Origin of the sequence: Streptomyces sp. P9-2B-2, from assembly GCF_030406865.1 — a bacterium.
Classification (GTDB): Bacteria; Actinomycetota; Actinomycetes; order Streptomycetales; family Streptomycetaceae; genus Streptomyces; species Streptomyces platensis.
This window is the reverse complement of record NZ_CP129126.1, coordinates 562,831-579,713: the sequence shown is the minus strand read 5'-3', so window position 1 is coordinate 579,713 and position 16,883 is coordinate 562,831. Positions and strand designations below refer to the sequence as shown.

Below are 16,883 nucleotides of genomic sequence, written 5' to 3'. Positions count from 1 at the left end.
AATATGCGGCATCCGGCGAGGGGCGGCGAGCGTTAGCGGCAATAGGGTTGCGCGCCACCGCGGCCTGCCCCTTTGCCGCTTTCAGGTGCGGGCGGCGGGTCACCCGTTCGGCGCCGTGTGCGGTGCATCGCGTCGGTCACCGGCTGATGCTGCTCTAAAACCCAACCGTGGTGGAAGGAGTGGTCCTGGTGACGCTGTTGGCCGACGACTGGCTGGTTCCGTGGGTGGCGAGGGCGCACTCGGCCCTTGAGGGGGGATCGCTGGCAGGGTTTCTCGCGGATCTTGCCACCACCGCCCCCGCACTGGGACGGGCCACGGCGCACGTCATCAGCCTTCCCGTGCACCCCGCCGCGCGCGCTCTGGGTACCTCCCCGGAGGTCCTCACCACGGCCTTGGCCCAGCTCAGCGAGGCCGGCTTGCTCACGTACTCCTGCGAAGGCGACCCCGACGCGGCACACGCCACGATCACCCTGCTGCCCGCCGGCCCCTCCTCATGGTCCTGAGGCAATAAGGCCGAACGCATTCGTCATTCGACACGTCGCCCCGCCCCGCCCGGCTACTCCGGGGGTTCACACAGCCGCACCGCGAGGGCGGCGATGTCGTCCTCCAGGCGTCCTCTGCTGTAGCGGAGGAGGTCGCGGTGAAGAGCCGTGAGCAGCTCGTGGGGCGGCTTCGGGGGCTGTTGGCCCATCCAGGCCGCCAGGGGGAAGAACCTGCCGTCACGTGCGCGGGCCTCGGCGATCCCGTCGGTATAGAGCAGCAGCAGGTCGCCGGGGGCGAAGTCGAAGGTGTCGATGGTGTAGTGATCGCCGATCAGCTCCGCGAGGTTGAGCAGCGGCGACGGGGTGGTGGGTTCGAGGGCACGGAGTTCCCCGCGGTTCAGGAGCAGCGGTGGCGGGTGTCCGCAGTTGAGGATCTCGATACGGCTGTCCCCGTGCGGGATCTCGACGAGAAGGGCGGTGGCGAACCGCTCCATCGGCCCCTCGGGGGGAAAGGCTGCGTTGTAACGGGTGCTGCTGGCGTCCAGCCGGCGCGCGACGCTGACCATGTCGGCCTCGTCGTAGGCCGCCTCCCGGAAGGAGTTGACGATCGCCGCGGCCGCCCCCACCGCCGGCAGACCCTTGCCCCGCACATCACCGATGAGCAGCCTGACCCCGTAGCGCGTGTCGACCACCTCGTAGAAGTCCCCGCCGATACGGGCCTCCGCCGCGGCCGCGAGATACAGCGACTCGATCTCGACGCGCCCGAAGCGGCGCGGCATCGGACTCAGCACCACCTGCTGCGCCGCGTCGGCGACGAGCCGCACCTGAAAGAGGGTCCGCTCCCGCTGGAGCCGGACATGACTTCCGTACGCGGCCGCCACGGTGACCGCGATGATCCCCGCAGCCGTCCACCACGTCCCCAGCCCCGGGAACACCAGGCTGAGCCCGATCATCAGAATGAGGCAGACCGTCCCCAGCAGGACGGTCGGGAGCACCGGCCACATCGCGGCCGCGAGGGCCGGCGCCGCAGGCAGGAGGCGACTGAAGGCCACTTCCGGGGGAGTGGCGTAGGCCAGACTGGCGATGACGACGGTCAGGATCACCGGCGACAGCCGCACAAGCCATCGGCCGTGGCGCCGACGGAGCCGCGGCCGTCCAGACTCGATCACACTTCACAGGGTATCTATGCAAAGGGGACATAGCGCTCTGGCGGGGGTGGGTCGGGTGGCTGTGGGGTGGTGCGGCCCAGTTGTTTGATGGCTGGTGGTGGGAGCTTGCGCCGCCGCTCTCACGCCTTCCGCCGCATTCGTGACCGGTGTCGTCGGGAAGTGATGACGGAAAGCCGTAATCGAATGTGTGAGCGAATTTATGCTCGCCCCCGGCCGGGCCGGAGCCCGCTCCCGGGGCCGCCGCACCGCCCGGCGGGACCTCCGGCACCGGGCTGAGTGCGGCCAGGCTCCTGTCCAGCCAGGCCGCCACCAGCTCCACCCGCGAGCAGGCCGCCGCCGCGCGCCCGCAGCGGTGGCATCGCCTCCGGCTGCCCGCCGTGCCGCTGGGCGAACTCCTCCCACCGCTGGGCATAGCCCTCTCGTGGGCTCGCGCCTCTCCCGCCCTGTTGAGGCCAACATCTCTGTCTGACCAGCCCGTTCGGGCGTTACCCGCGCGCAGGGTCGGCAACTGCGTGCGTAAGAATGGGGACATCCGATGAGGGACCAGCAAGCTTTCCGTCTGGTCCCTCTGCCTTTGCACGCAACGAGGAGTATCTGTTGAACCGCACCTACGCCGCCCGCATTCGACGTGTCGCGCTCACCGCGGCTGCCGGCGCAGTGCTCGCGGCGACTGTCACTGCATGCGGTCCGGCCGACGGTGGCGGGTCGGCCTCGGGCGGCGACTCCGCGGCCTCCGCCAAGGCCACCGCGGAGTCGTCGAGCGGTGCGTCCCAGGAGAGTTCTGACAGCGGCAAGGCGGCCGGTTCGTCGTCGGAGGGGGGCACGTCGGGGAAGGACGGTGCGTCCTCGTCGGGTGCCGAGTCGGCCCCGGGCGGCGGCAGGAAGGGGTACGGGCAGGCCTGTGGGGCCAACGATCTGAAGTTCTCGGCGCGTTCCGAGACTCAGGCCGGCGGCTACATCCTGCTGTCCGCCCGTGCCAAGCCCGGCGTCACCTGCACGATTCCCAGCGGGCTGCCCTCGGTCTCCTTCGGCTCGAAGGGCATCGAGGCGAGCAGCGCCGAGCAGTCGGTCGGCCCGGCGATCAAGCTCAGCGGCTCCACGACCGCCTACGCCGGGATCAACCCCAAGACCACCAATGACAACAACGGCGTTGAGTTCACGTTCCTCATCGCGGCCATCGGCACGTCCGACTCCGACCCTGCGAGCGTCTCCACCGGCGCCGTCACCGTCGACAAGCCCATCGTCACCAACTGGCACACCGACCCCGCCGACGCCGTCCCCGGTGACGGCACGGACAACTGAGGTCCGCTTCGACGCTTGACGGACGCCAGCGGCGTGCAGAAGCACACCCACACCGTGCGGCCCCGACCCGGTCCTCCGGGTCGGGGCCGCACTGGGTGGGGCGCGCTGCCATACGCCTTGATCAGCTGCCGGCCTGCCACGGGGCGTCGGGCGTCACAGCGAGAACATCGGCACCCAGATCATTGGCGCCACCGACGACACGGACCTCCAGGCAGCCATCACGTTCAGCCAGGAGCGCCACCAGTTGCTCGAATTCCTCCGGGCCCACGTCGGCATCATCGGCCAGATAGACATCTTCTGCTGCTGGCTCTTCGCTCTGGACGCTGAGTTCGGGGGCGGCCGGAGACGTTTGGGCGTCGGTGGTCTCGGCCCCTCGCCGTACGGGTCGGCTGCGATGTCGGTGCCGGATGATGCGGCAGCGTCGCGTGCGCCACCCGCGCCGCGTTCTCCGGTGCCTATGCCCCGTCTCGTACGGACCGACGAGACCGGCCCGGGCGGGGCAGGCAATGAACCGAAAGCCGTGGGGCAGGAGATTCAAACGATCTTCGACTCAAGGCTGGGAGACCTCGTTCATGATGCCACCGATACCCCGGGAGCAGCGCGGGGGCGGGGGCTGGGCGGTGATGGCGCGTCGTGGCTTCGTGAACGCGCGCAGAATCCTGGGGTCGGATATCCAGCGGCTTTTTCCTCGCCGGAGATCGGAGACGACCTTTGTGCCGCTGCAGTGAAACTGGAAGGGCGGAATCGTGAGGTGGTGCGTGCCCAGGTGTTGCGGCCCGTCGCTGAATGCTGAGGGGATTTCCGGCTGGGGGTCTTTCAGCGACATCGGTATCTGACCTGTGGTTTACGGCCAAAAGTACGGATTGCGACGTGCATGTTACGTGCTGATGTGGCGTCAGGTGTCCGCTCTGAGGTGATTGAGAGGTTGGCGAAGGTGGGCGAATCGGACATGTGGTTTGGAGGGGAGTGACGGGAGGTGGCGGCGGTGCGAAGCGGGCTGATGGCCGGAAGGTTCGACCGTGGATACAGGGGGTTGCGGCGACCTGATAGAAAACGAGCGCGGCACGACGGCTCCGCTTTTCTCGCGCCGTGGCCGGTTCCAGGCTTGTTGGTCTGTGTGTGGCGAAGGCCCGGTTGGCCAGGGTCGCGGGTGTGACGGGGGATGAGAAATGAGCAATCTCACCGAGTTCGAGAACGCCTCATATTCGGTCATGGTCAATAAGGAGAGGCAGTGCTCTCCGCGGCGCGAATTCGCAGAAGTACGGGTGGGTGTCGCCTTCTGTTCTTCCGGCGGCAGGGCTGTTCTGGCCACGGAACAGTCGCCCGGCTGATGTGAGACCGGCGAGTCCCGGTGTCGGCCAACGACCGGGATCCGCGCCTGATAGCGGCTGACGTTCAACGGCCATAACGGGGGATTCAGTTGAGTCAGCGTCCGAAGCCCCCTGGCCGAGGACCGAACCTCCCGCTACCGCCCGCTCAGCGACCAGGAGGACACTTACGTGACCGGCCCGACGCGCACCACACGCTCCATGCTCTCCCGGGGGCTCTCGATCCTGAACTGTTTCCGTCCGGGGGACTATGAGCTGGCCCTGTCCGAACTCGCCCGCCGTGCCGACATGCCCAAGCCGACCGCCCACCGTTTGATAGCCGAACTCGTCGACGCGGGCATGTTGGAGCGCGGGGACCGGGGGCTGCGCCTCGGGCTCAGCCTGTTCACTCTGGGCACGCGTGTGCCCCGCCAACGCATGTTGAGTCAACTGGCTCATCCGCATCTGAAACGGATACATGACCTCACCCGGCAGAGTGCGTTCCTGTTCCTCCCGAACGGTCTCGAACCGGTCATGGCGGGAGGGGTGTTAGGAGGCCGGGGGGCCGAGCCCGGCGCCTGCTCACCGGCGGAGAGCGAGGCGGCGGCCTGCGCGGTGACCAAGCTCCTGCGGGCCCACCGCGCCCGGCTCGCCCCCGTCGGCACCGGTCGCGTCGAGTGGCACGGACCTCGTCGGGCTGTTCGCGAGCCGTCGGCAGAAGAATTGACGCGCGTCGCGGATCAGGGCTTCGCGATCGCGGGCTGCGGGCCGGAGACGGTGGCGATCGCCGCGCCCGTGGTGGACGCTTTCGACGCCCTGATCGCCGCGCTGGCCGTCGCGGGCGCAGCCGAGCTGACGCACCCGGTCCGGACGGCCACGCACCTCCGGGCCGCCGGAGTGATGCTCGCGCGCGCCCTGCGGAGCGCCTCCGGCCCGCTTCCCGCGCGGTGAACCGCCGCCCCGTGCGTCGCCGCCGTCTCCTGTCCGTCATCCGGCAACGGTCCGGCCGCGGGGAGCCGGCGCCCTGCGACGCCACCCGGGACACCCATGTGCTGGTCAAGCCGGACGGCGTCAGCCGGGGGCTGGCCCCGGAGGTGGTACGGGCCTTGCGGCAGGCCGGACTGGCCGTCGAACCCGTGGGACATCTCCGGCTGACCAGGTCCCAGGCCGAGCGCTGGTACCCGGAGAAGCTGAACGAGCCGGACGGCCCGCTCACACTCGCCTACCTCTGTGAGGGGCCCATGCTGCTGCTGGCCGTCGTCGGCGACGACGCGCTGCGCCGTGCCCGCCGCGTCAAGAAGGACATCCGCCGTCGGTTCGGCACGGACGAGCGGCGCAATGTCGCCCACTGCCCGGAAACGCGCGGCGAACGGGACCATGAGCGGGGCGTGTTCGGTCCCCTTGTACGGCCGTGCCGGTAGGGGAGTGGAGTGGCGGCACGGGCCACCCGCTCCGTCCGCCCCATCCCTGCCGTCTGTGCCACCCGCTTAGTCCGTGCCGCACACTCCGCATGTGCCGCCCGTCCGTCCATGCCGCCCCTCCGGCAGTTCACCCACGGTGGAAGACCACCTGGGCCGAAAGCCGCTCCAGCCCACCCGCCCCGTCGCGCACCCGCTCCACGGCGTGCCAGCTGTTCTCGCCCCGTGCGAGCAGGACTCCGGTGTTGGCGAGGGGGGCGATCCGCCGCACCACGTCGTCACCGGATGAGGAACCCAGCAGCAACAGATCACCGCCGTGCCCCTCCGGCCACGCTTCGTTGAAGTAGAGGACGTGGGTGACCAGTTTCTCCGGCTTGTCGACATGCGGGGCCAGCCAGCAACTCCCGCCGTATCGCCAGGCGTTGACCTCGACGGTCGCGTCGCCGACCGGCAGTCCCGTCAGGTCGGCGACGGCCGCACGGTAGGCCGGCCCCGTGACCTCGGCGACCAGGCGGCGCCAGGGTCCCGCGAGCCCGGCGGTGTCGCTCTCGCCGCCCTCCACGGGATGCAGTTGGCGGTGGTACATCGTGTACGACTTGTTGCTGCCCGTGCGCGTGACCATCTGGAACCCGTCCCGGGGGAACGTCTCGCAGAGCGCTTTCGCGTCGCCGGGGGCGAAGGTGTCCCGGACGTGGTACCAGGGGAACGGTTCGTCCTCGGCCGTCGTGCGGTCGAAGGAGACCATCGGTGTGCTCAACGGGTCTCCCCGGCAGGCAACGGCTCGGGGGCCCGGGGCGTCAGTTCCTTCTCCACATCGAAGAGGAAGTGCTGAAGCTCGGCCGCCCCCACCGCGTAGTGGCAGTACTCCCGCCGGATCCGCTCCAGCGCCGCCTGCGCCGTCGTCTCTCCCAGGATCACGTCCAGGCAGCACAGCACGGTCCCCGTGCGGCCGTGTCCGCCGAAACAGGCCACCTCCACCGTGGTGCCGTTCGCCAGCGCGGTGGCGGCCTCCTTGATCCGCCGCACCAGCAGCGACCTCTCCACCGGGGCCTCCAGCGTGGGCCAGTACACGAAGTACGGGGTACGGGCGTCCGTCTCGCCGCGCCAGCGCTCGTCGAGATAGAGGCCGATATCGGCAGGCTCAGCGTACGGTGCCCGCCGTCGGCGCTCCTCACTGTCCAGGGAGGTCCCCCACACCTCGTAGGCGCCGACACGGTAACGGGTCCTCCAGTGACGGTCCTTCATGGCGTCCTCATGTCTTCCTTCTCGTCTTGTACCGGCACCCGCCTGCCGGAGTCCGCCCCCGGGATCCAGTAACCGGCCGTGTGGTACTCGTCCGGGCCGAAGGCGGTCTTGAAGCGGGTCACCGAGGTGCCGGGGTAGGTGTCCCCCATGTGGAGCGCCCGCGCGCCGCGTGCGCAGGCGTCCTTGATGACCAGGTGCAGCAGGTAGGGCGCGGCGTACGTGGGCGCGGACCGGACCTTGTCCATGGCGCCCTGCCAGTAGACGACGTACGGCCCCTGGTGGAGTGCCACCACCGCCGCGGCCGGCTGACCGTCGTGGCGCGCCAGCCAGATACGGCAGTGCGCGCCCAAGTGGTCGGCGACGGCGGTGAACTTCGTGAGCGGATACTTCGCCCGCACCCGTCGGCGCACGTCCCCCGCCGGCTCGTCCGACTGGCGGTCCCAGCGGTCGAGCGACAGCTCGAAGAGCCGGTCGAACTCCGGGAGGAGGCGGCCGGAGCCGTCCTGTTCGACGGTGAGTCCGGCCCGTTCGGCCCGCCGGACGGCGGAGCGCAGCTTGCCGCGGAAGCGCTGGTGCCACACGTGGTCGAAGCCGCCGTCGAGGTCGAGGATCTGGGTCAGCCGCGAATTGCGCCGGGTGCCCGGTGGAACCAGCGCGTCCCACATCGCGGTCGACGAGGGAGGCGGACGCAGGTACACCCGGTCCGTGGGCAGCGACGCGAGGTCACGCAGCACGGCCCTCGCACGGTCGGGAGTGAGGGCGGCGGGAGCCCCGAGCACACCGCCCACGCCCCACCCCACCGGCCACGACGCGTACTCCGCAGACGTCCGGTCCGCGGACCGCACCAGGGGCACCAGCAGTCGGGTGCCGTCGGGCCAGGTGTACAGGCGCGACGCGTCCCGCCAGCCGTGCGCGCACACGGCCGACCGCCAGGCCGGCGTCTGGCTCGGCAACGCGTCCTGGCCGGCCTCGGCGAGGATGTCGTGCCACGTGTGGTCCGGCACCGGCGTCCGCACCCGGATGCCGTCCCCGGGTGCGCGGCCGCTCATCGACGGCCGTCCAGCGCGTCGCCGGCGTCGGCCGGGTGCCCGGGGCGCACGGCATGCCCGGGGCGCAAGGGTGCGGACGCGGCCAGTTCTCCGCGCACCCGCGCGAGGTCGCCCGCCGCCACGCCAAGCCCCAACAGTGCTTGCTCGAACCCGCGATGGCGATCCGTCACCTCGGCCAGCCAGCGGTCCATCGTCGCCGGGGAGGTGTGTAACCGGGAGAGGTACTCCTCACGCGTGTGGCCGCGGCGCAGCCACTTGTCCCTGAAGCGGTCGGCCTTGGCGAGCAGGTCGGGCATACCGGCGGCGTAGTCGGCGGCGATCTCGTGCCGTGGGGCGCCGACCAGCGTCAGCACGGTGGCCACGACCACGCCGGTGCGGTCCTTGCCGAAGTGGCAGCTCAACAGGAACGGACGGTCCGCCGCCCTGGCGAGCGTCCGGAACAGGAACGGCCAGCTCCCGGGGGCCGCGTCGGTCAGGATGCCGTGCAGGTAACGCGTGCGGTCGCCGACGCCGGGGCGCCGCGCGGCGATGGTGTCCCGTGGATACCCGGTGAGCGGCACGCGCAGCCAGCGCACGCCGTGGGCGAGCAGTCCGCTCGGCGGCCCGTAGCGTGCCACCTCGGGATCCGAGCGGAGGTCCAGTACGGAGGCCAGGCCGTGCTGTGCCACGAGCAGTCCGGCCTCGTCCGCGGTGAAGGCGGTGAGGTCACCGGACCGGTGCAGCATGCCGGGCCGCAGACCGGATGCCAGCGGTATGCGGTAGTTGATTCCGGGTGCGGCGGACACGGCGCTCACCGCGTCCGGTCCGGCAGGGCGAGCGCCGCGGTGACCTCGCCCCAGAAGCGCGGGAAGTCGGCGTTGGCGTCCGGGCCGTAGCGGACCCGGACGCACGGCAGGGCATCGAGCGTGGCGAGGACGTCCGCGCGGACCGCGGGCTCGGGACGCGGGCGGGGCAGCAGGCCGAGGTAGTCGGTGTAGTGCCGCAGGTCCGGCCCGGACAGCAGGGCGTCGTCGAGCGCCTCGGCCCGGTCGGAGACGGGGACGATCTTCCAGCCCCGGACCTTTTGGTCTGCCTGCGGCAACACGATGCCCGCCGGGCGCGTATCCGTGGCCACGGCGGCTCCGGTCAGTGCGGTGAACTCGTCCAGATCCGCGAAGAGTCGTCTCCGGCCGTCGGGCGTGGTGCTCCAGGCGGTGTCGGCGCACACCTGCTGAGTGCCGGAACGGTGGCGCCGGAGCGACGCGCGCGCGAAGGCCTCGCGGGCGGGGTGACCGGCGAGCAGGGCCGTGGCGATGCCGATGCGCTTCGGCCAGCCCCGCAGGGTCGGCGGGTCGCCGGGCTGTCGAGCCCAGGCGACGAGGATGTCGTCGGACACGAAGTCCGCGCCGCACAGCGTGACGGCGAGGAAGGCCAGCGACGACTTGCCCCGGTGCTTGGGCCCCAGCATCAGCACCGAAGAGTCTTTTACGGACACGGCCGAGCCGTGCAGGAACACCGCACCCCGACCGGTGAGTTGTGCGCCGAGGAGGGTGCCCAGCAACCGGACGACGGCCCGCACGGAGGCCGGTCCCGCGTCCGGTGCCTCGGCGGACACCGATCCCGTGCCGGGCGTGGCGGTGATCACGAGGGGCGCACTGTCGGCCTCGCCGTCGCGCAGGAGCACGGTGCGGTCGGCGGAGCGCTCCAGGACGACGAAGCGCGGTCCGGCCGGGTGCACCAGCAGCTGTGGCGCGCTGTCCAGTTCCTGCGGGCCGGGCAGGTCGGGCCGCAGCGCCACGGTCAGGCGCGGAGCCGTCGGGGACAGGGTGTCGCCCACCTCGAAGAGGGGGTGCACCAGGCCGCTGATGGCCGCTCGGAGACCGGGCAGCGCACTGTGCACGGTCAGTTCCGCCGGTGGCAGGGCGAGCCGGAACGTCTCGTCGGCCGGAAGCGGGCCCGCCGGACGGGAGCCGGTCTGCGGGGATGCGGCGGTGACGGCCATGGGCCTCCTTCGTCGGGGGAGTGGAGGCGCGAAGGCTCCGGGCAGGTCCTGACGGTGTGATGGTGGCCGAACCGACGGGGCGGGAGAAGGCGGTGTTCCCCCACGTGGAACGGCGATCTGCCCGGTTCTCGTTTCGTTCCGCTCGGCGGAACGCCGGGGCCGACTGAGGGCCGGTGGCACGGATAAGGTGCGAGGCGTGATCGAGGTCGTGGAGTACCGCGATGCCTGGCCGGCTCTCTTCGCGGAGCGGGGCTTCCGTCTGCGTGCCGGGCTCGGGGACATCGCGCTGCGTATTGACCACGTGGGCTCGACCGCGGTGCCGGGGCTGCGGGCGAAGCCCGTGATCGACATCCAGGTGTCCGTCCGCGCCTTCGAACCCAACGCCTACCGCGCGCCGTTGGAGGCGGCGGGATTCGAGTTCCGTGCGGGCAACCCGGATCTCACCAAGCGGTATTTCCGCGAGGCGTCCGGCCCCCGTACCCATGTGCACGTCCGGCGGGCGGGCAGCTTCGAGGAGCAGTTCTGCCTGCTGCTGCGCGACTATCTCCGGGAGAGCCCTGCGGACGCGGAGTTCTACGGGTCGCGGAAGGCCCTGCTGGCCGAGCGGTACGGCACGGACCGGCGTGCCTACACCGCGGAGAAGTCCTCGGTGGTGTGGGAGCTGATGCGCCGGGCCGACGCGTGGGCGCAGGGACGCGGGTGGGAGCCCGGTCCGAGCGATGTCTGACCCGTGCCGTATCAGGCCCCCGGACCGTCCCGATCAAGCCCCAGGCCGTCCCGTCGGCTCTCGCACCTGAGTGGTGTCGTGCCTGAGCGGTGTCGTGACCACCGTGAGGAACACGACGGCGGCCGTCGCGGTCGCAGCGGGGCCCGCGGGCATCGGGTCGGCCAGGGTGAGCACCGTGGCCGAGAGCACCAGGGCGTACAGCACGGGCAGTTGGGCGCGCACCCCGTCGGCTGCGGCCCGGCGCGCGGACCGGGCCGTGGCCCGTGCCACGCGCGCCGAGAACTCCGTGTGGCGCCGCAGGAGCAGCGGGACGAGCGCCGCCCCGGACGGGCCGGTCCAGGCGTCCTCCGTGGCGGTACGCACGATGCGGCGCACCGCGCGGGCCGCGTCGGCGTCCGCGCCGCTCAGGGCAGGCGCGGCGGGGGCCGGCACGGTCCGGCACAGCGGCAGGAAGGCCAGCGGCAGCACCGGGTGCACGGCGAAGGCCACCCCCAGCCGTACGGCTCGGTCCACGGTATGACGGACCGTTGACGACCGGATCTCGGCGGGCGGCTGCCAGGGCGTGCGGACAGTGGCTGTGCGGACGGCATCCGTGCGGACGGCAGCCGTGCGAGCGCCGGTCCAGCGGCCCAGGAAGCCCGCGCAGCAGCACGCGACCGCCGCACCGTACAACGGCGGCACCAGAGGCCCGCCGGTCCGCGCCGCGTGCACCCCCAGGCCCACGGCAGCCACCAGCAGGGCGGCCGCCGCGCCCAGCAGCCCCGCGACGAGCGGCAGGGGACATGAGCGCTTCACCACGCGGCCTCCTCGGGTTCGGCCCCTCCGGGCGCGGCCTCCTCGGGTTCGGCCCCTCCGGGCGCGGCCCCCTCGGGCCCGGCGCACACCCGCACCCGGACACCGGCGCGGGAACTCCAGTCGGCCAGCACCGCAGCCAGGCAGGGATCGGGCTCCCCGGGCAGCAGCACCTCTGTCGCACCCCGTTCGAGGAGGGCACTGACCCGGGCGGCGGCGATCCTCCGCCATGTCTCCTCGTCCAGGTCGACCCCGCCGGAGAACTCGGCGGACGGTACGGTGCGCCAGCCGCGCGGCAGGGACCGCGCGAGCGCGTCCAGGCGGCACAGCCGTACGGTGCGGGGGAGCCGTTCCGGTACGGAGTCGTCCGGGCCGAGTGCGCCCAGATGCACGTTCTCGGCGAGGTCGGCGAAGCCCAGGCGGCCGGGCCGCGCCGGGACGACGACGATCCCGGCGGGCGCGGCCCCCGGCTCCCCGCCGCCCGGCGCCGCCGCCCGCTCGACCTCCCGCAGATGACGCCGCGTCACCCGCCGGTGCCGTAGGGCCGTCAGGTCCACGGCCGTCAGGCCGTACACCAAGCGGGCGAGCAGGACCGCGGCCGAACACAGGCCCACGGCGGCGTCGGGACGGCGCGCCGCGGCGAGCAGCGGGACCAGCGCGGCACCGGCAGCGAGCACACCGACGAGCACGGCGACGGTCCGCGACGCACGACGGCGGGCGTCCCAGCCGGCTCGTCCGGTGGCCCCCGCGCGCCGCCCGCGAGGCCGCATCACCAGACCGAGCGCGAGCGCGACACACAGACCGACGCCCACCGCCAGGGCGGGATCGACGACCGCGAGCGCCGCGGCCAGACCGGCGAGCGTCAGCAGGGAGCCGGTGAGGTGCGCGAGCACGGCGACGGCCGCACCCGGTTTCGGCTCCCAGCGGATCGCGACGCCCGCCGCGGCGTACAAGTGGTCCCGCAGCGACCCCGGTTCCCAGTGGCCGGGGGCCGCGCCCAGCCGCTGCGCCATGTCCATCCGCTGCACCGCGCCCAGCCGCTCCACCGCGCGCAGCAGCCTGACGCGGGCGGCCCGGTCGCGGGCGCGGGCGGCCGGAGCCAGGCCGGCGGTGCCCAGGGCGGCCCCGGCCTGGTACAGCAGCCAGCATCCGATGAGCCACCAGAGCACGGCGGCCGGTGGGCGGACGAGCAGCAGGACACCCGTCCCGCACCCGGCGCCGCGCAGGACGGCGCCACCGATGATGCCCAGCGGCCCCCACATGCCGGTCACGGCCCCGCGGCACGGCGGCCGGGCGGCGGGGCACCGGGCGGGTCCGCCAGGGCACGGTCCAGCGCCTCCTCAACCCGGTGATCGACGGGATCCCAGGCAAGGGAAGACCGGGCCACCTCTTCGACGAGGTCGGCGACGCCCCCCACATCGGCGGGACAGCCGGTGGCCGGCCACCTCAGAAAGCCGGCGTCGGAGGGGAGCGCCTGCGCCCGGACGGCAGCGGCCATCGCCCCGGGGGCGACCGCACGCGCCTCGGGCGTGCCACCCGCCGTCGGGGACAGGACCACCAGCCTGCCCAGCGGGGCGCAGTCGGCCGTGCGGAAGTCCAGTACGCGCTCCGACTCCGCGGGGGTGAAGACCACTTTGGCCGGTGCGAGCGGCAGGTCGGCCACCCGGCAGCGGCCGTCACCGTGGCGCAGCAGGGCGGCATCACGCACCCGCGTCGCCAGGCCCAGCCCTTCGAGCGTGCCCCAGCGGAAACGGGGCAACAGCCCGGCCCCCACGGCCCACCAGCCACCAGGGCCCGGTACCAGCAGGGTTCGGTCGCCGCTCACGAAGCGCCCACCCGCCCGGGCGAGACCCAGGGCGAGTGTGCTCTTGCCCGTACCGGAGTCGCCGAGGAACACAACGGCCCGCCCGTCCGGGCCAGTTGCCGCGGATGCGTGCACCGTCAGGGCCCCGAGGGTCCCGAGCGCGGCGGCCACCAGGGCCCGCAGCACGATGTCGCCGGTCCGCGCGCGCTCACCGGTACCGCTGCCGTCATCGTGCAGGATCGTCCACCGCCCGTCGCGGAAGCCGACGGCGTGCCGGGGGAGCGCCGGCCCCGTCGTGTCCGCGGGGCGGTCGCCGCAGCAGAGCCACGTCCCGTCCGGGGCACGCCGGTAATGCTCCTCGCGCAGTCGCCGGACGGGCCCTGATGCCGCCTGCTCCAGCCGGTCCAGCGCAGCCGGGTCCCGCGTGGCACGCACACTGAGGCGGATGAGGTCGTACGAGGGCCAGACCGAGGGCGCGGTCGTCACGAGCTGTGCCGCGACCCGTGCGGTCTCGGCGTCGTCCCCGGCCGCGTACGACCAGGCCACCGGCCCCCATTGGCCGGACACCGTCCGGAGGTTGGGCGATTCTGACGTCATGTCAGGCAGCCTCCGCCCGGCGTGCGGTAATCAGCGAGGGCAGCAGCCGACCCGCCAGGTACTCGTCCCGGGCGGTGGTGAGCGTGCGGCGGATGAGGTCCACCGGCTCCGCGCCGTAGATGCCGACCACGCTTCCGTGGAACAGTCGCACCACCTTCAGGCGGTCCGTGAGCAACGCGACGGCCCACTCCCGTAGATCCCTGCGCAGCACCCCGGTGAACCCCGCCTCGCGCAGCTGCCGCAGCCGGTCCGGCAGGGGCGTGACGAAGAAGACGTCCGGTGGGTGCACCTCGTGGAAGGCGGCCGACGGTCCGCGGTCCGGCGGCGCCAGGCTGACCTCCTCGGTGACCACGAGCAGGCCGCCGGGGCGCAGCAGGCGGGCCGCCTCCCGCAGTACCGCGCCGGGCCGCGGGAAGTGCGGCATCGAACCGGTCACGACGATGACGTCGAGTGCGCCGTCGGGCAGGGGCACGTCGGACGCGTCGGCGCAGATCTCGGTCACGTCGGAGCGTCCCTGCGCGGCCGTGATGCGCCGGCTGACGGCACAGTGCTCGGGGACCAGATCGATGCCGTACATCCGCGCCACACCACCGCCGCCCGTGGTGAGCGCGTCCGCCAGGTACCGCAGCGCGCCGCCGAAGCCGCTGCCCAGTTCGCCCACGGTCAGCGAGCCGTGGGGGAAGGTGTCGCGGACGAGGCCGGTGACGAGATCGCAGCCCTGCGGGCCGAAGTGGCCCATCTGGTCCAGGCCCAGCAGTCCCTTGGGGCCGCTCTCCCCGGTGAACTCGACGATGGAGGCTTCCGTGCGCTCCCAGTCGTGCAGGGCGGGGAAGAGCTCCCGGTGATAGCGGTGCTGCACCCGGGTCTGCTCGGGGTCGCCGTGGCGGCCGGGCGCCGGGGTCACCATGTCGTGCGCTCCTGGGACACGAAGTGCACGAGCAGGACGCGCCGGTCCTGCTCCGCCCCGTCGGCGACCGGCATCACGGTGTGCCACGAGTCGGGCGAGGGGACCAGCAGTACCGAGTCGGTCAGTCCCGGCAGGACCTCGGCGGCGACGTCGTCCACGGCGGGGGAGCGCAGGATGCGCAGCGCTCCGCTCCATTCCGGGCGCCAGCCCTCGTTGAAGTACCAGGTCTGGGTGACGATTTTGTCCGCGCGGTCGGTGTGCGGGTCGATCCACGAGCCGGAGCCGTACCGTACGGCGCGGATCTCCTGGGCACAGCCGTCGAGGCTGCGGCCGGTGGCTTCGGCGACCGCCGTGCGGTAGCCGTCGTCCAGGAGTGACGTGACCAGGCCCTGCCAGAGCGGGGTCAGCCGGCGCATGCCCTCGGGGAGGGGGACGCCGCCTTGAACCAGTGTCAGGTTCCAGGTGCGGTACCCCTTGCCGGCGCTGGTGCCGCCCGCTCGCTCGGTGAGGACGAATCCCTCGGAGGGGAACTCCGCAGCGAGACGGCGGCGGGCCGACGTCCCGGGCAGGGAGTCCGCCACCAGCCCCCAGACGAAGGGCTCGTGCGCCATGGTCGTGCGGGCGATGGCGTCCCGGTCGAGCACCGCGGCGGCCGTCATGCGGTTTCTCCCGTCTCTTCCGGTACCTCGATACGTGCTCCCAGTGCGGCGAGCTTCGCGGGCAGGTTCTCGTAGCCGCGGGCCAGGTGGTCGACGCCGTGCAGCCGGTGCGGCACGCCGGTCCCCAGCGCGGCGAGCAGCAGGGTGGCGGCGGCCCGCAGGTCACCGGCCACCAGGGGCCGGGGGGACGGCTGTAGTGGACCGGGGGAGATGCGCAGTTCGTTTCCGGCCCGGTCGAGTACGGCGCCCATGCCGCGCAGACCTTCCGCGTAGCCGAAGCGGTTCTCCCATACCCCGTCCGTCAGCCGTGACGGTGCGTCCGCCCCCAGCAGCATCAGCGCGAACAACGGACCGGCGTCGCTGTACACATGGTGCGAGGCGGCCAGGACGTCGGTGCCCCGCAGGTGCTCCGGCGGCGTGATCCGCAGTACGGACCCCTCCCAGCTCAGTGGCACGCCCATCGCGGCGAGGCACGCCAGCTCCGGGGCGAGACCCGAGCGGACCACGTCGGGCCGCTGGAGCACCAGGTCCAGCTCGCGACGCAGATGGACCGCCCACGCGATGAACGTGACGATCTCCATCAGATCCGAGGGCAGGGTGATGTCCGCACCGCCCAGGGGACCGCCCAGACCCTCCACCGTGATCCGTTCCCGGGACACCTCGACCCGCGCTCCGGCCCCGCCCAGGATCCGCGCCAGCTCCAGCGCGTCGGGCTTGGGGTAGGGGTTGTCCAGCACCGTCGTTCCCCGCGCGGTGACCGCGGCGAGCAGCGCCGTCTTGGTCGCACCCGAGTAGTACGGACCGGTGGGAGTCTTGGTGCGGGGCTCCGGCTCCGCGAAGTCCGCGAGGTCGATCCGGGCGCCCCGCAGCCCGTCCCGCGGTGCCGTGGCACGGAACCCTTCGGCGCTCACCTCGCACACGGCACCGAACCGCTCCAATACCGCGGCGATGTGGGACAGCGGACGGGAGCCCTGCGTCCCGCCCCCGATCGCACAGCCGCCGTGCCGGCCGGAGGTCACCTCGCCCCGGGTCGCGAGCACCGTGGGCAGCAGATACACGCCACCGTGGATGCCGGCACTCCAATGCGTGGGAAGAGCGTTGCCGTTGAGACCGGACGCGTCGACCGTGACGCGGGGCCCGTCCTCGTCCACCCTGGCCCCGAGATGCCGCAGCATCGCGGAGAGCAGCCTGCGGTCCTCGATCCGGGGGGCGTTGGCGAGGCGCCACGGCTGGTCGGACAGGCAGCCGGCGGCCAGGCTCGGTACGAGCAGGTGCTTGAAACCGCCCGGGGTGAGTGTGGGGCGCGGGACGGCCGGTCCTCCACGGACGGTCCAGTACGCCGCCGGTGCGGTGGGCGTGCGGTGGTCGTCGGACCGGTCGCCGTCCACGACGGCCACGGCAGATGGGGTGTTCGGCACGCGGCTGCTCCTTGGGATGTGGTCAG

Annotated in this window: 17 protein-coding genes and 1 pseudogene; 5 read left to right on the top strand and 13 right to left on the bottom strand. The window is 72.5% G+C overall.

The genetic code is table 11. The annotated features are described in order from the left end of the window. Window positions 1-167: 167 nt before the first annotated feature. Window positions 168-503 carry a helix-turn-helix domain-containing protein gene (locus QT196_RS02680; RefSeq protein ID WP_168477195.1) on the top strand — a complete coding sequence of 112 codons (336 nt, stop codon included), beginning with the start codon at window positions 168-170 and terminating at the stop codon, window positions 501-503. A 53-nt stretch (window positions 504-556) separates the two neighbouring features. On the opposite strand, the gene QT196_RS02675 is transcribed toward QT196_RS02680, so the two are convergent. After that, window positions 557-1,651: a PP2C family protein-serine/threonine phosphatase gene (locus tag QT196_RS02675; RefSeq protein ID WP_290354259.1), complete on the bottom strand. Its 1,095-nt coding sequence runs from the start codon at window positions 1,649-1,651 to the stop codon at window positions 557-559. Between the two features lie 597 nt (window positions 1,652-2,248). Here QT196_RS02675 and QT196_RS02670 point away from each other — a divergent pair. Further along, window positions 2,249-2,953, top strand: coding sequence for a hypothetical protein (locus tag QT196_RS02670; protein ID WP_290354258.1), 705 nt, complete (start codon window positions 2,249-2,251; stop codon window positions 2,951-2,953). A 145-nt stretch (window positions 2,954-3,098) separates the two neighbouring features. Here the strand turns inward: QT196_RS02670 and QT196_RS02665 are convergent. Further along, window positions 3,099-3,224, bottom strand: a pseudogene (locus QT196_RS02665) (restriction endonuclease); the annotation flags it as partial. 1,228 nt (window positions 3,225-4,452) lie between these two features. On the opposite strand from QT196_RS02665, the gene QT196_RS02660 reads away from it, so the two are divergent. Together QT196_RS02660 and QT196_RS02655 are read left to right on the top strand one after the other, a co-directional pair. Continuing rightward, a complete protein-coding gene (locus QT196_RS02660) occupies window positions 4,453-5,211 on the top strand; it encodes a helix-turn-helix domain-containing protein (protein WP_290354257.1) in 759 nt (252 codons plus the stop codon). An 11-nt stretch (window positions 5,212-5,222) separates the two neighbouring features. Next, window positions 5,223-5,681 carry a nucleoside-diphosphate kinase gene (locus tag QT196_RS02655; RefSeq protein WP_290354256.1) on the top strand — a complete coding sequence of 153 codons (459 nt, stop codon included), beginning with the start codon at window positions 5,223-5,225 and terminating at the stop codon, window positions 5,679-5,681. Between the two features lie 127 nt (window positions 5,682-5,808). Here the strand turns inward: QT196_RS02655 and QT196_RS02650 are convergent, their stop codons facing one another. Genes QT196_RS02650 through QT196_RS02630 form a run of 5 tightly spaced genes read right to left on the bottom strand, consistent with a single transcriptional unit; the run spans window position 5,809 to window position 9,953 of the window. After that, window positions 5,809-6,435, bottom strand: a complete 627-nt coding sequence (locus tag QT196_RS02650; protein WP_168477185.1) for a 2OG-Fe(II) oxygenase — start codon at window positions 6,433-6,435, stop codon at window positions 5,809-5,811. Next, window positions 6,432-6,923 (bottom strand): protein-tyrosine phosphatase family protein, encoded by a 492-nt coding sequence (locus QT196_RS02645; RefSeq protein WP_290354255.1) that lies wholly within the window; start codon window positions 6,921-6,923, stop codon window positions 6,432-6,434. The genes QT196_RS02650 and QT196_RS02645 overlap by 4 nt, the downstream gene beginning before the upstream one ends. Continuing rightward, window positions 6,920-7,972: a GNAT family N-acetyltransferase gene (locus QT196_RS02640; protein WP_290354254.1), complete on the bottom strand. Its 1,053-nt coding sequence runs from the start codon at window positions 7,970-7,972 to the stop codon at window positions 6,920-6,922. Before QT196_RS02640 ends, QT196_RS02645 begins: the two co-directional genes overlap by 4 nt. Further along, entirely contained in the window at window positions 7,969-8,757 is a 789-nt protein-coding gene (locus tag QT196_RS02635; protein WP_290354253.1) for a tyrosine-protein phosphatase, read from the bottom strand. The genes QT196_RS02640 and QT196_RS02635 overlap by 4 nt, the downstream gene beginning before the upstream one ends. A gap of 5 nt (window positions 8,758-8,762) precedes the next feature. Next, on the bottom strand, window positions 8,763-9,953 hold the full coding sequence (locus tag QT196_RS02630) for a hypothetical protein (protein ID WP_290354252.1): 1,191 nt from the start codon (window positions 9,951-9,953) through the stop codon (window positions 8,763-8,765). Window positions 9,954-10,149: 196 nt separating this feature from the next. On the opposite strand from QT196_RS02630, the gene QT196_RS02625 reads away from it, so the two are divergent. Next, window positions 10,150-10,680 (top strand): GrpB family protein, encoded by a 531-nt coding sequence (locus QT196_RS02625; protein WP_211117279.1) that lies wholly within the window; start codon window positions 10,150-10,152, stop codon window positions 10,678-10,680. A 33-nt stretch (window positions 10,681-10,713) separates the two neighbouring features. Here QT196_RS02625 and QT196_RS02620 read toward each other — a convergent pair whose 3' ends face one another. Genes QT196_RS02620 through QT196_RS02595 form a run of 6 tightly spaced genes read right to left on the bottom strand, consistent with a single transcriptional unit; the run spans window position 10,714 to window position 16,857 of the window. After that, window positions 10,714-11,478: a hypothetical protein gene (locus QT196_RS02620; protein WP_290354251.1), complete on the bottom strand. Its 765-nt coding sequence runs from the start codon at window positions 11,476-11,478 to the stop codon at window positions 10,714-10,716. Continuing rightward, window positions 11,472-12,743, bottom strand: coding sequence for a hypothetical protein (locus QT196_RS02615; RefSeq protein ID WP_290354250.1), 1,272 nt, complete (start codon window positions 12,741-12,743; stop codon window positions 11,472-11,474). Before QT196_RS02615 ends, QT196_RS02620 begins: the two co-directional genes overlap by 7 nt. Next, on the bottom strand, window positions 12,740-13,873 hold the full coding sequence (locus QT196_RS02610) for a hypothetical protein (protein ID WP_290354249.1): 1,134 nt from the start codon (window positions 13,871-13,873) through the stop codon (window positions 12,740-12,742). The genes QT196_RS02615 and QT196_RS02610 overlap by 4 nt, the downstream gene beginning before the upstream one ends. Before the next feature lies 1 nt (window position 13,874). Beyond that, entirely contained in the window at window positions 13,875-14,780 is a 906-nt protein-coding gene (locus QT196_RS02605; protein ID WP_168477177.1) for a class I SAM-dependent methyltransferase, read from the bottom strand. Further along, a complete protein-coding gene (locus QT196_RS02600) occupies window positions 14,774-15,439 on the bottom strand; it encodes a 2OG-Fe(II) oxygenase (RefSeq protein ID WP_290354248.1) in 666 nt (221 codons plus the stop codon). The genes QT196_RS02605 and QT196_RS02600 overlap by 7 nt, the downstream gene beginning before the upstream one ends. Continuing rightward, on the bottom strand, window positions 15,436-16,857 hold the full coding sequence (locus QT196_RS02595) for a hypothetical protein (protein ID WP_290354247.1): 1,422 nt from the start codon (window positions 16,855-16,857) through the stop codon (window positions 15,436-15,438). Before QT196_RS02595 ends, QT196_RS02600 begins: the two co-directional genes overlap by 4 nt. Window positions 16,858-16,883: the final 26 nt, after the last annotated feature.

Coding starts and splice junctions, on each gene's coding strand:
- QT196_RS02610 (WP_290354249.1), bottom strand. CDS start 13,873: ATGACGTCAGAATCGCCCAACCTCCGGACGGTGTCCGGCCAATGGGGG.
- QT196_RS02645 (WP_290354255.1), bottom strand. CDS start 6,923: ATGAAGGACCGTCACTGGAGGACCCGTTACCGTGTCGGCGCCTACGAG.
- QT196_RS02630 (WP_290354252.1), bottom strand. CDS start 9,953: ATGGCCGTCACCGCCGCATCCCCGCAGACCGGCTCCCGTCCGGCGGGC.
- QT196_RS02640 (WP_290354254.1), bottom strand. CDS start 7,972: ATGAGCGGCCGCGCACCCGGGGACGGCATCCGGGTGCGGACGCCGGTG.
- QT196_RS02600 (WP_290354248.1), bottom strand. CDS start 15,439: ATGACGGCCGCCGCGGTGCTCGACCGGGACGCCATCGCCCGCACGACC.
- QT196_RS02605 (WP_168477177.1), bottom strand. CDS start 14,780: ATGGTGACCCCGGCGCCCGGCCGCCACGGCGACCCCGAGCAGACCCGG.